This window comes from Chitinophaga sp., assembly GCF_039596455.1.
In the GTDB taxonomy this organism is placed as follows: Bacteria; Bacteroidota; Bacteroidia; order Chitinophagales; family Chitinophagaceae; genus Chitinophaga.
Window position 1 is genome coordinate 16041 of record NZ_JBCNJR010000013.1, and the last position, 15341, is coordinate 31381.

The window sequence follows — 15341 nt, forward strand, 5'->3', positions numbered from 1 at the left end:
TGAGATCTTTTACAGGCCAATGTTAAAACCAACGTTATACACTTTCTGCAGGGGGTAGTTGAAACCGGAGCCGGCCATTTCGGGGTCCCAGAGCTTGAACGCGCTCCATACCGCCAGGTTGGAACCGCTGGCATAGAGCCGCAGGCTGCTTACCTTGAACCGTTTCAGCCATTCCCTTGAGAAAGAATACCCTATGTCTACTGATTTCAACCGCAGGAAGGAGCCGTTCTGCATAAACCAGGTGCTGTGCTGCCGGTTGTTCTGTATCTGGTAGTTGGCAAGCCGCGGCCAAAAAGCGTAAGGGTTGCGGTCTGATTCCGACCAATAGTCATCCGCAATGGCCTGCATCACGGCATTCTGGCCCACGCGGCCGTCCAGTACATCGCCGTCTATGAAAGGGGTCACGTTGTCCAGGTTGAGCCAGAATGACTCGCGGGCCATGCCCTGGAAGAAAAAGTTAACGTCGAACTGCTTCCATGCAACAGAAAGCCCGAAGCCGTAGATGATCTCCGGCGTAGTGGGGTGGCCTATCGGAACATAATCCAGGTTATCTATTTTACCGTCAGCATTAATGTCCCTGTACTTGATGTCGCCGCCGCCATAGTTCCCGAATTCCTGCTTGGGAGAGTTTTTCACTTCCGCATCGTCTACGAACAGTCTTTCGGCAACGAGGCCCCATGTTTGACCGAGGCTGGTGCCCAGGCGGGAGAGCCAGCGGGTATTCGCATAATCAGGCTCCTCCCACTTGATCACCTTGCTGGTGCTGTAGGTGAAGGTGCCGCGGCCTGTCAATTGCAGGTTTTTGCCGATATTCTTGTCGTAGTTCAGCTCAATGTCAACCCCTTTTCCTTCGGCTTCGCCAAGGTTGGCTTTCACCGCGGGCAGAATGCCGGCGGTAGCGGGAATGATCCTGTCTTGCAGGATGTTCTTTCTTCTTTCCTTGTATACTTCTATGATGGATGAAAAACCGTTCACGAGGTTGAATTCGAGTACCAGGTTGGATTTATACGAGCGTTCCCAGCCTACCTGGTCGTTTGCGTAACGGTTCACGTTGATACCGCCCGGGTTTTCGTTCATGTTGATCCCCCAGTTCACGAGATAGGGGGCGTTGAGGTCTACTTCTGACAAATAGAAGAAACGTTCAGACGAGCTGCCGATAGCCTCGTTTCCGGCAATTCCATAAGAGCCGCGGATTTTCAGCTGGCGGAAGGCGGGCTTGAGCGATTCGAAAAACGGCTCGTTGGAAACCACCCAGCCGGCGCCGAAGGAAGGGAAAAAGCCCCAGCGGTTGTCCTTGGAAAAACGTTCCGAAGCGTTGTAACCGAAAGCAAATTCAGCCAGGTAGCGGGAGTCGTAATTATATGAAAAACGCCCCGAGAGGCTGAGATTGCGCGTGGGGAGAGACAGTTGAATGCTTCTTGGCGCGCCCTCCTTGAACTGGCGGACGGTAAATACCAGCAGGCCGTTCACGCTGTTTTTGCCGAAGTTGTTGTTGTACTGGGCCGCATTTTCGAAGTATAAGCTATTGAAAACGGTGCGGCTGGTATTGTTCACGTCATAGTCAAGCGTTTCGCGGCCGGTGCGGGGATTCAGACGCACCAGGCGGTAAGCGTCGTTCTTGAGGTCAAACGCGGATATCTGGTAATAAAAGGGTACGTAAGCGCGGGAAATGGCATATTCCGACCTGCGGTCAAAGTTGATCAGAGAACGCACCATCAAACCTTTCACAAACTGGTCCAGGTTCTGTTTCAGCTCAATGGTGGTAAGCATATTGCTCTGACTATAGTCCCGGTACCCGCGCAGCGCTTCGGCATAGGGGTTGAGGTAGTTGCCGGTTTCGAAGTTGCCGAACAGGATGTGTTTGGCGTAGGAAAAGGCGGAATCCGGCTCGTAGTAGGGCTTGAAGCGGACGGGGTTTGCCTGCATCACCTTGCGGTACATGGCTGAGCCTCCATCTATCGGGCCTGTATAATCATCGAAATTGGCTACGAAGCGGGTAGACATTTCGGTGGTTTTTGTGAGGTTGATATTGACGTTGGAGCGGATGGAGTATTTAAAGAGATCGATGTTGGAGTTGAAATCGTTTTTCTTGTCTACGCGCAGGTTCCCCTTGTCCCGCGTAACGCTGCCGGCCACATAATACCTGGCTACGGAGCCGCCGCCGGAAAAGCTGAGGTTGAGCCGGTTGTTGACGGTAGTGTTCCTGAACATGGAATTGTACCAGTCTGTTGCGGGGTAAATATCCCGGTGCTTGCCCATTTCGGTAAAGGTGATCTGCTCATCGGTGTAGAGCGTCTGGCCATTGGGGTCCCGCGTTTTCACAGACTCGTTGTGCATTTTCATAAAGGTCACCGGGTCTGCGATCTTGATGCGCTCGGTGGGCATGGAAAAGGAGTTTTCGAAACGAAGATCTATATTCATCTTCCCTTCTTTCCCTTCCTTTGTGGTAACAAGAATGACGCCGTTAGCGCCCCTGGCCCCGTATAACGCCGTGGCCAGCGCATCTTTCATGATGGAGAAGCTGGAAATATCGTCCGGGTTCAGCCGGGCCAGGTCACTTGGGTTCAGTTCTATGCCATCTATGAGAATGAGCGGGTCTTTCTTGGCGGAGGCGCCGAACGAGGTGATGCCGCGAATGAAGAAGGAGGCATTGTCAAGCCCCGGCTCACCGCTGCGCTGATAGGCCACCACGCCGGCCAGGCGCCCCGCCAGGGAGTTGGTGAGGTTACTGCTGGGCATGCGGAGCTCCGCGGGTTTGATGGTGGTCACAGACGCCACCATGCTTGACTTTTTCTGCCTGGAATACCCCACCACGGCCACCTCGTTGAGGCTGCCTTCCTGGGCGTCCAGCACAATGATCAGCGGGCGGCTGTCTGCAACAAAGACGGTTTGCTGTTTGTAGCCAATGAACGAAAACACCAGGCTGTCATACAGGTTGGCCCTGAGCGTGAACTCGCCTTTCTCATTGGTCATGGTGCCTTGCTGCGTTCCCTTGACGTAGACGGATACGTTTGGCATCATGCCGCCCGCCCTGTCTTTCACAGAGCCCCTGACGGTAACCGGCGGTTGATTGGAAGCGGCGCGTGTTTCAGGCGAGGCCCTGTTCAGGATGACAATGACGTTGTTTTCCATCTTCCTGTAGTACAGCGGCGTGTTCCGGAGTATTTCAGACATCACGGAATCAATAGAGGCGTTTTGCGTATTGATATTGACCTGGATACCCGGAGGGATGGCTGCGGACTGGTACACGAAAGAGTACCTGCTTTGCGACTGGATGGCCTGTAAAACCTTTTCGATGGGGGCGCGGCTGACGTTGAGGGTGATCTTGTCTTGCCCGGCCAGGTTGTTTGCCAGCAGGGAAGGCCCGGTAAAGAGCAGCAGGTAAAATAAAATTTTCATGGCAATCAAATGCTTGAACATATAGCCTCGGCTATAGCTGTGCGTTTTAATCATAGCTTAAAAATTCAAATGTGGATCAAACGGGGTTGCTTGCCCGAAGTTTGTGGATGTTAACAGCAGGGCACGTGGGGGCCCCACTGATTTTACGGAAAAATCTGTGAATGTTCACCGGTCATATGAAACTGATTTTGGTTTTAAGGCACTATGAAAATTGTATCGTTCTTCATTTTGAAATGAAACCCGCCGGCTATCTGCAACGATTCCATAACGCTTTGGATATTTTGGTTTTCAAACATGCCCGTGTATTGCTGAGCTTTCATGTTCTCATCTCCCTGAATAATTACGTGCACGCCATACCACCTCGATAAAATGTTGGCTACTTCCTGGAGCGGCTGATTGGAAAAGACCAGTTTGTTCTGTATCCATTGCGCTTCCGGGGGGATAGAGTCTGTTTTGATTATTTTGATTTTGGCAATATTTTTCGCGTTTTTTTCTTCCCTGCCGTTTGCTGCATCCGGGTATTTTTCCGGCAGCCCGGAGTTGTTCTGCACAACGAGCTTTTCGTCCGGCTGCAGCGTATAGCTTATTTCTTTTTTATGGTTGACGGAAACCTGCACTTTTCCCTGCACCAGGGTAGTGGAGGTGGTTTTTTCATCCGGATAGGCGCGCACGTTAAAGGCAGTGCCGAGCACCTTGATGGTAACGGCGGCCGTTTTGATGATCATCGGGCGGTCAGGGTCTTTTGCAATATCGAAATAAGCTTCCCCGATAAGCGTCAGCTCCCGGCTGTTTTTGCCGAAACTGGCGCCGTAAGAGATCCGGCTGTCGCCGTTGAGCCATACCCTGGAGCCGTCAGGGAGCGTCAACCTGGAGCGCGATCCTTTCTCGGTACCGATGATGTTCTGCTTGGGCGCCGTATTTATCCCGGAAGGCAGCCAATACCTGGCCACGGCACCTGCCAGGCAAAGCAAAACCACGGACGCGGCAGACAGGGGAATGATCCTGCGCCATCTGAGCGTGCGTGATTTGCCCGGAAGCTGCGGTATGTCAGCCTCTTCCGAATGAATGAACTTTAAAACAGCGTTCCAGTTTTTCTCTTTGTTATGCTGGTCTTCGTCCTTCCGTTCCGGCCCGTATTCCAGGTTAAATACCTCCTCTATCCGGTTTGCCAGATACTGGTCATCCTCATTCTCCTGCAGCCATTTGGACAACTCAAACTGCTCCTTGAGCGAAATGCTCCCTGCTTTCTTTTTTGAGAGCAATTCGATTAAACGGCTTCTTTGCATGGACTTGACAGTGAATTCTTCATATATATGACGGTAAAAAGGGCGGGTTTACGTATTCACCTGAAAAAAAAAGACGGGAGAGGGGTTACCGGCTGTTGCGCCTGGGCAAAATCATCTGGCTATCTTCCAGGATGGCGGCGATTTTTTTAAGGGAATGGTAGAGCTGGGTTTCTACCGTTCGTAAGGAGGAGTTGAGGAGTTTGGCTACTTCCCGGCAATTCAGCCCCCTTTCCTTGACGAGGTAAAATACGAGCCTGGATTTGGCCGGCAGCCGGTTGATGGCGTTCTCGATAGTGAGGACCTCTTCCTTGCCGATCATCGTGGATTCCGGGGTGGAAAAGGAATAAAGGCTTGCATCGTCCAGGTCATCGACAGACACTTCGGTAACATTTTTCCTGGCTTTGAGGTAATCAATAGAGGCGTATTTGGCGGCGGTGTAGAGGTAAGCGGAGAGGTTGTTGATATTGCCAAGCGTTTTACGGTTTTGCCAGAGCCGGGTGAAGACGTTTACCACTGCGTCTTCCGCAGCCGTTTCGTCACCGGTGATCTGCCGTGAAAAGGCCACCAGGTCGAAATAGAACAGATCGTATATCTCACGGAACGCATTTTCGTCGTCGTTCTCGATCCGTTTGGAGATTTCAGACAATCGTGTGTTTTTCAATGGCAGTGATTTAATTGAAAGACGACAATATCAGCGTGGCGGCGAATCAAGTTATCAGTTTTTTTTTATTTTTTTTATTTTTTTTCGTTGTTTACACACTACCTTCCTGCCAATTGCGCAAAAAAGTTGCCTGCTTCACGGTACATTTCTTTCGTCATCCGGTTGATCTCATGAGGGTATTGTACCTGGAGGCTGCCTTTTTTCCCATACAGGCCATATACCCGGCTCACCTTCCCCATTACTCCCTGAAGGGCTTTGATATCCGTATACCGGTCTGCGTCCGGGGCAATCAGCAACACGGGTTTAGGCGCAACGGCCGCCATGATCTCGCCAAAATCAACCGGCGCGTTTTGCGGGTTTTCAGCAAAGAAGCCCAGTCTTGGAATGAAGCCGTGGAGGTGGGAATATGTTCTCAGGCTTTCATACTGCTTATTGGAACTGCGCCATGGAGAAAAAGCAGCTACGGTTGCTACGCCTGCCACGCGCGGGTCTAGCGCTGCGGTTATCAGCGAGAGGCTGCCGCCAATGGTGTTGCCCAACAGGTACATGCGGCTGGCATCCAGGTAATCCAGGTCTTCTACGGCATCCATACAACTTTGCAGGTCTCTTACCATTTTTCCCATTTTTGACCAGCGGGGATGCCGCTGGTAGAAACGGGTGGCTTCTTCCATACGGGCGCCAAAGCCGAACAGGTCTATGGCCAGCACGGCAAACCCGCGGCTGACCAATTCTGCAAACAGGTCCGCAGTGCCGTTTCTGCCGTCTTTGTCATACCCTTTGGAAAAACCGGTAGAGTAGGCGTATTGATGGGAATAGATGATGACCGGGAACTTTTCCGGGTTGCCTTTTTTATCCGCAGGGCAATACAAAACGCCATCTATATGTTCACCGATAGATGAGTACGGGCTTAAATTGATCATTTTTGCTCCCTTCACTGCAGGCCTGGGAACAATGTTGGTGATCCAGTCCGCTTTGGGGCTGTTCCAGGTGCCTACGGGAGCGGCTTTTACGCCGGGAGGCGCTTCCCCCAAAAGCCAGTTCAGACGGGTGATGATCTGCTGCCTGTCTTTGCTGAACGCTCCGGCATCCGGGTAGTTGTCTTTCAGGATAATTGGCTTAACGCGATCAGCTTCCGTTCGGGCAGCAGTGTTCTGCTGCTCCCAGTCTTTGTAATTGTAAGGGTAGTGGAGCGCGTTATGCCACTTTTGCGGTGTTTTTTTAAAATGGACATCCAGGAAGTCGATGGTTTTCTCCACGTCTCTGGCTGCCACGGCATGCTCGCCCATGCGCGTTAAAACGCCTATCCTGTCTGGCACATTAAAAAAGTCGTACACTTTCTTCACCGAATAATAGTTCTGCTCATTGGCCCATGAATTAAGGCCTCTTTCAACCGTTGAATAGTGATACAGCAAGGGCCTCGGCGCAATGAGCGCTCCCAGCAGGTTCTGGTCTACCGGCAGCTTGTCTTCATGGCCAAAGAAGAACCGCAAGCGCGGGTGGAACCAGTGGCCCTGCAAGGCGCCTACATAGTCTATGGTTTCACTGGCATATTGCGGGTCTCCGAAACGCCAGGGGGCATCGCCTCCTGTGCTGGAGCTGCTGGAAATGACGGCGCCTATACGCTCGTCAAATGCCGCCGCCCAAAGGGATTGCTTCCCGTTCCTGGAATGGCCGGTGATGGCAATCTGGTCAGCTTTTACCTCTTTCCGGGTCAAGAGGTAATCAACCACCCTTGATGCCCCCCAGGCGCGGCGCATCAGGAGGGTGAAGTCATATTCAGGATAGAGGAACTGATAAATGTCCGTATCGTCTTTCATGTCTGAGGCAGCGTACACGCAGCCGATGTAACCTCTTTTTACGGCCAGCAACGCCCATTCCCGGTGCGTCCACTGAGTTAAAAACACGGGAAAGGGCCCTTTCCCCTCCGGTATCATCAGCTCAACGGTCATTGTTCCCTTATGTTGCGGCCCGAATTTCAGCTGCAGCAATTGCACCTTCGCTTTGTAAGCTGCGTGCTCAGATAAGATTTCCGCCTTTACGTTGTTGGGCGGCGGAGGGGCCTGCCCCGATATCCACTGCTGGTATTCTTTCCTGATCCAGGCAGACTTTTCTTTCCACTGGTCTTTGGTGGTGATGGGATAGTCTTTACCATTGCGGGTCAGCACTAAAGGCTCCGGGAGCATCGGCACGGAAGGCATGGTCTCAAAATCAGGCGGCAGCTCGCCGGTCCTTTGCAGCCAATCGTTCCATGTACTGTCCTGCACGGATATTCTCCTGGTATTGGACTGAAAACGTTGTTTGATATTGAAGGTGAGCGCATCCTCCAGGTATTTTTTTTGCCGCTCCGTTTTGGTTTGCGGGAAAGCGGCCAGGCTGCAAAGCAGCAGGAGGGATATACCTGCGGAAATATATTTGTTCATAGACGTTGATATGTTACGGTTTAGGCAGCACCTGGTTTTGCTCCGCCCATTGCTGCCAGCGTTCCTCCAGTTTTTTCACTACGTCAGGGTGTTGCGCGGCCAGGTTGTTCAGTTCGGTTTCATCTGCGCTGATGCGGTACAGGCGCCATGGTTCGCCTCTCCTGGCCACCAGCTTCCACTCACCGGCGCGGGCATATTTTGCGCCCATGTGCTCATTAAAAAGCGCCGGGTGGCCTTGCTCGCCGCTGCCGCGGAAAACGGGCGCCAGGCTGAGGCCCTGCAGGGGTTTGACGGCGTTGCCTTTGTAGGAAGCGGGGTAGCTGGCCCGCGCCAGTTCGGCAAAGGTGGCCATGAAGTCCATCACATGGCTGAGCCGGCCGGAGATGGCGCCTTTTGTTTTGATGCCCTTCGGCCAAAAGGCGATCATGGGCGTGCGGATGCCGCCTTCATATGAATCTGCCTTGGCATAGCGGTAGGGCGTATTGGCTACGTTGGCCCACACAGGGCCAATGGAAGCAAAACTTGTCTGCGGGCCGGGCATCACGTCTTTTTCTACCGGGTAGCTGATGGCTTGCCCGCCTCTGGTAGCGCCGGGGCGGTCAAAGCCGGGGCCGTAGCGGGCGGCATCTTCCGGGCTGGCGCCGTTATCGCTTAAAAAGACGATGAGCGTATTTTCCAGCACACCTGCCTGCCGCAGGGCGTTCACCACGCGGCCAATGCCCTGATCCATCCGGTCTACCATGGCGGCATGCACGGCCATGGCGCGGGCATCCCACTCCCGGTGGGGATTGTTTTGCCATTGCTGCGAGCTGTCTTGCCGCGGCGAAAGCGGCGCAGTGGCGGGGTTGATCAAACCGAGCGAAGTCATTTTCCGGTACCGCGCTTCGCGGATGGCATCCCAGCCCTGGCGGTAAGTTCCTTCATATTTCTGAATGTCTTCGGGCAGTGCATGCAGCGGCCAGTGCGGCGCTGTTTCTGCTATGTACAGGAAGAAAGGGCTGCCTTTGCCCGCCAGCTCACGGATGTAGCTGACGGCGGTATCGTGGATGGCGTCTGTATGATAATAATTGGCCGGTACTTTGGTAACCGGCTGCGTGCCGCTCACCAGGCTGAAAGGATCAAAGAAATCTACCACGCCCCATATGTTGCCGTAGTATTTTTCAAAGCCGCGGTTGGTGGGGTATTGGGCAAGCGGCGAGAAGAGCGGGTGTTCCGTTTGATGGTTCAGCCATTGCAGCTGCGCCTCTTTGGTGTTTTGCTCAATGGTGTTGGACACATGCCATTTACCTACCATGGCAGTGCGGTAGCCGGCTGCCTTCAATACTTCCGCCAGCGTTACCGTGTTGGCAGACAAAGCGCCGCGGTAGCCCGGCAACTGCCGGTCTGTGGTCATCTGGCCGATGCCTGCCTGGTGGTTGTATACGCCGGTGAGCAGCGCCGCTCTTGTAGGGCAGCAGCGGGAGGTGTTGTAAAAGCGGCTGAAACGAAGGCCATTGGCGGCCAGTGAATCGAGGTGGGGCGTTTGTATTTCCCCGCCATAGCAGCCCAGGTCTGAATAACCCAGGTCATCTGCCATGATGAGCACAATGTTAGGCCGCTGCTGGGCGGCGGCGGTACCTGCGGCCAGCAGGCAGCCGGTGCATAGCAGCAGCAGGTTGCGCAACTTGCAATTCATGGGAGGTGCATTGTTTAACTAACAAGATACGGCAACGCCTGTATTTTTTTAGCGTATTTTGACGCTTCCGCCGGAAAAGGAAAAGCCCGCCGTAACAGCGGGCCTTTTGCGGCCGCGGCCGTTATTCCAGCCGCATCCCTTCCTCCATATCTCCTGTAGGTTTCAGCAATATCTTTTCATCTCCGGTCAGCTGCCCGAATACTTCCGTACTGTCGTGCGCGCGAAGCCCTTCTTTCACCGGTATAAAGTGTGTTACCTGGTTGTTGACCGCTACCAGGTATTTGCCGGTAGTGGTATTCACTATAGCGCTGGCGGGCACTACAAAAGCGTTGGCATCTGCTTTCAGCGGCAACTGCACCTCCGCAAACATGCCCGGTTTCACCGTGCCGTTGGCGGCGTTAACGTCCATTTCATACGCTTCTGACCGCATGCCGGTGCTGATGGCGCCTGCGTAGCGGGTAATGCGGGTGTGGTAGAGCACGCCTGGTTTGCCGTTGATCTCGTAGTGAACGGCGCCTTTTTCGTCTACATTGCCGGAGAGGGATTCGGGCACGTATACGACCAGCCTGAGGCGGTTGGCCTGCTGAAGTACCAGCACCGGCTTGTCGCTTTTGGTATCAGGGCCCACGAGGGCGCCGGAGTGAATGTTCCTTTCCGTGATAATGCCGTCAAAAGGCGCTGTAACGGTGAGGTAGCTTTTGGTGGTCTCAAATGTGGCCACATTGGCTTTTTCCGCTTCGAGCGTAGCTTCGTCCGCCTTCATTTTTGATTTGGCGCTTTCCAGCTCAAAGGGAGAAATGGCGCCGGGGGTGGCGGCGGTTTTTTGGATCCTTTCATAACGGTCCTTGCTGTTGAGATAAATGGCCTGCGTTTGCGCCAGCCTTGCTTTGGCGGCTTGCAGGTTTTGTTCTGCCTCCGGCGCTTCGAGCGTCATCAGCACTTGCCCTTTTTTAACCGGCGTACCCATGTCTACGGGTATTTCTTTCACAAAGCCGGTCACCTTCGGGTAAATGGCTACTGTTTCAAATGGTTTGAACTCGCCGGGCAGTTTTACCACGGAAGTAAGGGGGCGGCTGGTAACCGCGGTCAGTTCATATTGCCCGTGTTTTTGGTTGCCGGCGGAAAGGTCTACCGGCTTTTTGGTTTCTCCGCAGGCGCTGGTCAGCAGCGCCACGGCAATCAGTATGCTGGCAATTTTTTGCATGGCTGTAAATTTTTCTTTTTTTCTTCCCGGCCAGAGAGACGGGCTTTCGAACTTCGTTTTTCTTTGAATGGCGGCAAAGGCCAGCGGCAGTATGAACAGCGCTGCCAGGGTGGAGGCCACCAGCCCGCCAATGACGGCGCGGCCCAGCGGTGCGCTCTGCTCGCCCGCTTCACCCATGCCGGCGGCCATGGGCACCATGCCGGCAATCATGGCCAGGCTGGTCATCAGGATGGGGCGGAGGCGGATGGCGGCTGCGGTGATGGCAGCCCTGCGCGCATCCCTGTAGCTCAGGCGCAGGTGCTCCGCGTTGGTCACAATGAGAATGGCGTTGGCTACAGATACGCCGATAGACATGATGATGCCCATGTAAGACTGCAGGTTGAGCGTGGAGCCGAAGGCCAGCAGCATCAGCAAGGCGCCCAGTATAACGGCGGGCACGGTAATGAGCACGGTCAGGGAGAGGCGCGCAGACTGGTAGTTGGCGGCCAGCAGCAGGAATATCACCAGCACGGCAAACAGCAACCCGCTTTGCAGCCCTTCCATGGTTTCATTGAAGAGAGCGGAAAGGCCCAGCAGTTCGGTTTTTACGCCTTTGGGCGGTGTGCCCATGCCCTGCAGGATGCGCTGAACGTCTGCCGTGGCGGTGCCCAGGTCTGTCTGGTGAATATTGGCGTTGATGGTGAGGAAGCGGCGCGGGCCTGTTCTGTCGTACTGCCCCGGCGTTTCTTTGGTAGAGAAAGCAGCCACGTCTGACAGTATGGGCCGGCCGCTGCCTTTGGTGAGCGGTATCTGCTTCAGCTCGTCAAGCGTGCTCATCACATATTCGGGTATCTGCACCTGTACCTGGTAAGTGTAGGCTACCCTTTCGTCCAGCCACTGTATTTTTTGCGTGAAACGGCTGGAGGAGGTGCTGGCGGTAACAGACTTGGCTATTTCTTCTACTGTAACGCCCCATTGCGCGGCCTTTTGGCGGTCTATGGTGATGTCTATCACCGGGAATTTCAGGGGCTGGGCAATCTGCACGTCCCGCAGGTAGGGAATGCTTTTCATTTTACGAACAATGCTGTCTGCATAACCGGCCAGCTCGTCCATGTCTTTACCGGCTACACGCACCTCAATGGGGGTGGCGGCGCCCTGGCTCATGATCTTTTCCGTCATGTCTATGGGCTCGAAGGAAATTCTCACGCCGGGCAGGCGCGCCGCAATATTCCGGCGAAGCACGTCTTTCAGCTCGTCCATATTCACTTTATACTTCGGGTCCAGCTGCACCTGCATGACGGCCTCATGCGTGCCGGTGTTGAAAATGTAAAGGTTGCTGGTGCCGTAGCTGCTGGGTATCAGGCCTACGTAAGCGGAGCTCATGCTCACCTGGTGCTCTACCGTAGTGTCAATAATGGCCAGCGTTCTTTTCAGCAGGGCTTCCGTACGCTCCAGGCGCGTACCGTCAGGCGCCTTCAGCCTGATCTGGAACTGCGAGCCGTTTACGCGGGGCATCAGGTCTTTCCCGATGGTCATGTAACAGAAGGCGGAAAGGCCCAGTATGGCGGCCAGGTACAGGGAAATAACAAGCGCCCGCCGCCGCATCAGCGTTTCCAGCGCCTTTATGAACCGGAGCTTGATCTTTTCAAAACCGTCGTTCTTTTCCGGCTCTGCCTGTTCATGCCGGAGGTGCTCATTTACCTGCCTGATCTCCGCTTCGTTCATGGCCTCTCCAGCATGCGCATGCGGCTGCCCGTGCTTGTAGCGGAACTTCTCTTCTTTCAGCAGCCAGTTGGAGATGACCGGGACCAGGCTTTGCGCCAGTATATAGGAAATGATCATGGCAAAGCCGATGGCCAGCGAAAGCGGGAGGAACATGGCGCGGGGAATGCCCGTCATGATGAAAGAGGGTGCAAACACGGCGAGTATGCACAGCAGGATCAGCAGGAGGGGAAAGGCAATTTCCTTGCAGGCGTCATAAATGGCCTCTTCCTTGGGTTTGCCCATTTCAAGGTGCTGGTGAATGTTCTCGATGGTAACCGTGGCCTGGTCTACCAAAATGCCCACGGCCAGCGCCAGCCCGCTGAGGGTCATAATATTGATGGTTTGGCCGAATAGTTTCAGGCACAGCACGGCGGTGAGGATAGACACGGGAATGGTGATGATCACCACCAGGCTGCTGCGCAGGTCCCGCAAAAAGAGCAGCACCACCAGACCGGTGAGCAGCGCGCCCAGCGCGCCTTCAAATATGAGGCTTTTCACGGAGTTGGCCACAAATACAGACTGGTCAAACTCATAGCTCAAACGCACATCGTCTGGCAGCAGGCTTTGCATTTCAGGGATGCGGGCCTTCAGGTCTTTCACCACCTGCCAGGTGGAAGCGTCTGCGGTTTTTACAACGGGGATGTACACGGAACGTTTGCCGTTTACGAGGGCATAATCTACCGTCATGTCCATCCCGTCTGTTACCCTGGCTACATCACTTACGTATATAGCGGCGCCGGCCTTGCTTTTGAGCGGAATGCGGCTGAACTCGTCTACGGTTTTCTGCAGCGTGTTGATGGTGGTGAGGTACATGGTATTATTCATGCGCAGGTTGCCGGAAGGAGACATCACGTTGGATTTGGCAATGGCATTCACCACATCGTCCGGAGAAATGCCGAAGCTCCGCAGTTTGGCGGGGTCTACGTTTACCAGCAGGGAGCGGGAGTTGGCGCCGAAGGGCGGCGGTGCGCTCAGTCCCTTTACAGTAGAGAACATAGGGCGCACGCGGGTGGCCGCCAGGTCATAGATCTCTTTGAGAGACCGGTTTTTGGCGGAAAAAACCAGCTGCCCTACGGGCAGGGAGGAGGCGTCAAAACGAACTACCTGCGGCGGCAAGGCGCCGGGTGGAAAGAACTTCATGGCCCTGTTCACCTGCAGAGCCACCTGTGCGGAGGCTTCAGCCATGTCTGTTCCTTCGTAAAAGCTGAGCTTGATCATGGTGAGGCCCTGTATGTTCCTGCTCTCGATGTTCCTGACGCCGTTTACGTACAGGAACTGGTCTTGCAGCCGGGTAGAGAAAAAGCCTTCCATTTGCTGGGCAGACATGCCGCCGTAAGATTCAATGATGTAAATGGTAGGAAGGTTCAGGCCGGGAAAAATATCGACCGGTATTTTAGGGATGGAGATCACGGAAAATATCAGCATGCCCAGTACCAGTATGATGGTGGCGATGGGTTTCTTCAGCGCGCCTGTTACGATGTCCATATGTACGCTTTTTAGTCAGGTGATTAATAGGGAAGCTGTTGGGTGAAGATGGAAAGGTCTCCGGCCGCGGCCGCTTCCATCAATACGGCTCTCCATACGTTGTTGTAGGCCGTTAGCTGGTCTGCCGCCGCCCTGTTGAGGGTATACAGCGCCTGGTACAGTTCCGGCAGGGTAGAGAGGCCAGAGCGGTAGCGGGCCTGAGATTGCAGGTAGGCCTGCATGGCCGCATTGTATTGCAGCGGCGCCTGCTTTACCTGCTCCAGCGCGGTTTCCAGCCGCAGTTTTGCATTTTCCAGCTGCGCGCCGGTTTTCAGCGTAGCCTCGTCCAGCAGGAAGCGGGTAGCGGCCAGGCGCTTCAGCTCGCCTTCATACTGCCGCTTTATTTGCGGCACGGATAAAATGTTCCAGCGGAAGGCCAACCCGAACATATAGTTGACTGCGCGCGGGCGGATGCCTTCCCACACATTGCTGTTGAGGTGGCCGCTCACATTGTCTATACCGCTGCCCCGCGCCCAGCCGGCGGAAAGCAGGCTCAGGGAAGGGTAGAGGTTCAGCCGGGTGGCGGTGGCCTTTGACTGCTGCTGCGTAACCAGGGAACGGTAATACCGCAGCAGCGGGGAACGCAGCGTGTCTACCACCGGCGGGTGGGCGCCCACGTCAGGAATGGTATTGCTGAGGTGAGCCGTGTCTATTTGCCATTGATGTTCCTGCACGCCCATGAGCTGCGCCAGGCGCACACGCTGCGAGCGCTCTTCCTGCATGGCCTGCAGCAGCGAAAGCCGGGCCTTGGCTACTTCGGCGTTGGCCAGGGAAGAGTCTGCCCCCGGGCGCAGCCCGTTCATGGTATTGGCCAGGATGGCAGACCGGAAGGTTTCGGCCCTTTCGAGGTTCTGCTGCTGCGTAGTGACGAATTGCTGCATGGCTATCAGCAACAGGTAGGCGTCTGCTACTTTTACCTGCTGCTGGAATATTTCGTTCTCCAGCTCGGCGCGACTTTTCTCCAGCGCGGTGCCGGCCACCTGCACGTTGGCCTTTACCCGGCCGAAGGTGAATATTTTCCAGTCTACCAGCAGCGTGGCATAACTCGTCCACACGCCCTGGTAAATATTCTGGTCACGCACCCCGCCGGTTACAGACAAGGTAGTGCCGCCGTTGGAGAAGGTAGTGCCTTGCACGTTGTTGGTGCTGGAAAAAAGGTATTGGTCCTGCACAATCACCTGCGGCAAAAATTCCGTTCTGGCGGCGTGCAGGTCTTGCGTGGCGGCGTCTTGCGCAGCGGCGCGCGCTTTGATGGAAGGGTAGTGCTGCACACTGATGGCCAGGGCCTCTTTCAGGTGAAGCAGGCTGGCGGTGTCTCTGGAAGCTGGGCCTGTGGCGGATGCCGGCAGGGAAATAGCCAGCGCGGAAAGAAACGTCCATCCCCTGGTTCTTTGTTTCATAAGTACTTGCTATAAATAAAATTCCCAAT

7 protein-coding genes are annotated in these 15341 nt (G+C 54.7%); all 7 read right to left on the minus strand.

The annotated features are described in order from the left end of the window. Nucleotides 1–9 precede the first annotated feature (9 nt). Nucleotides 10–3399, minus strand: coding sequence for a SusC/RagA family TonB-linked outer membrane protein (locus ABDW36_RS24955; protein WP_343704667.1), 3390 nt, complete (start codon nucleotides 3397–3399; stop codon nucleotides 10–12). A gap of 194 nt (nucleotides 3400–3593) precedes the next feature. Further along, nucleotides 3594–4685 carry a FecR domain-containing protein gene (locus tag ABDW36_RS24960; RefSeq protein WP_343704668.1) on the minus strand — a complete coding sequence of 364 codons (1092 nt, stop codon included), beginning with the start codon at nucleotides 4683–4685 and terminating at the stop codon, nucleotides 3594–3596. Between the two features lie 85 nt (nucleotides 4686–4770). Next, a complete protein-coding gene (locus ABDW36_RS24965) occupies nucleotides 4771–5346 on the minus strand; it encodes a sigma-70 family RNA polymerase sigma factor (RefSeq protein WP_343704669.1) in 576 nt (191 codons plus the stop codon). 98 nt (nucleotides 5347–5444) lie between these two features. Beyond that, nucleotides 5445–7766: an alpha/beta hydrolase gene (locus tag ABDW36_RS24970; protein WP_343704670.1), complete on the minus strand. Its 2322-nt coding sequence runs from the start codon at nucleotides 7764–7766 to the stop codon at nucleotides 5445–5447. 13 nt (nucleotides 7767–7779) lie between these two features. Next, nucleotides 7780–9441, minus strand: coding sequence for an arylsulfatase (locus ABDW36_RS24975; RefSeq protein WP_343704671.1), 1662 nt, complete (start codon nucleotides 9439–9441; stop codon nucleotides 7780–7782). 121 nt (nucleotides 9442–9562) lie between these two features. Continuing rightward, entirely contained in the window at nucleotides 9563–13873 is a 4311-nt protein-coding gene (locus ABDW36_RS24980) for an efflux RND transporter permease subunit (RefSeq protein ID WP_343704672.1), read from the minus strand. 23 nt (nucleotides 13874–13896) lie between these two features. Continuing rightward, the gene (locus tag ABDW36_RS24985) at nucleotides 13897–15312 is read right to left on the minus strand and encodes a TolC family protein (RefSeq protein ID WP_343704673.1); all 1416 of its coding nucleotides are present in this window, start codon (nucleotides 15310–15312) and stop codon (nucleotides 13897–13899) included. Nucleotides 15313–15341 lie beyond the last annotated feature (29 nt).

Coding starts and splice junctions, on each gene's coding strand:
- ABDW36_RS24955 (WP_343704667.1), bottom strand. CDS start 3,399: ATGAAAATTTTATTTTACCTGCTGCTCTTTACCGGGCCTTCCCTGCTG.
- ABDW36_RS24960 (WP_343704668.1), bottom strand. CDS start 4,685: ATGCAAAGAAGCCGTTTAATCGAATTGCTCTCAAAAAAGAAAGCAGGG.
- ABDW36_RS24970 (WP_343704670.1), bottom strand. CDS start 7,766: ATGAACAAATATATTTCCGCAGGTATATCCCTCCTGCTGCTTTGCAGC.
- ABDW36_RS24975 (WP_343704671.1), bottom strand. CDS start 9,441: ATGAATTGCAAGTTGCGCAACCTGCTGCTGCTATGCACCGGCTGCCTG.
- ABDW36_RS24980 (WP_343704672.1), bottom strand. CDS start 13,873: ATGGACATCGTAACAGGCGCGCTGAAGAAACCCATCGCCACCATCATA.
- ABDW36_RS24985 (WP_343704673.1), bottom strand. CDS start 15,312: ATGAAACAAAGAACCAGGGGATGGACGTTTCTTTCCGCGCTGGCTATT.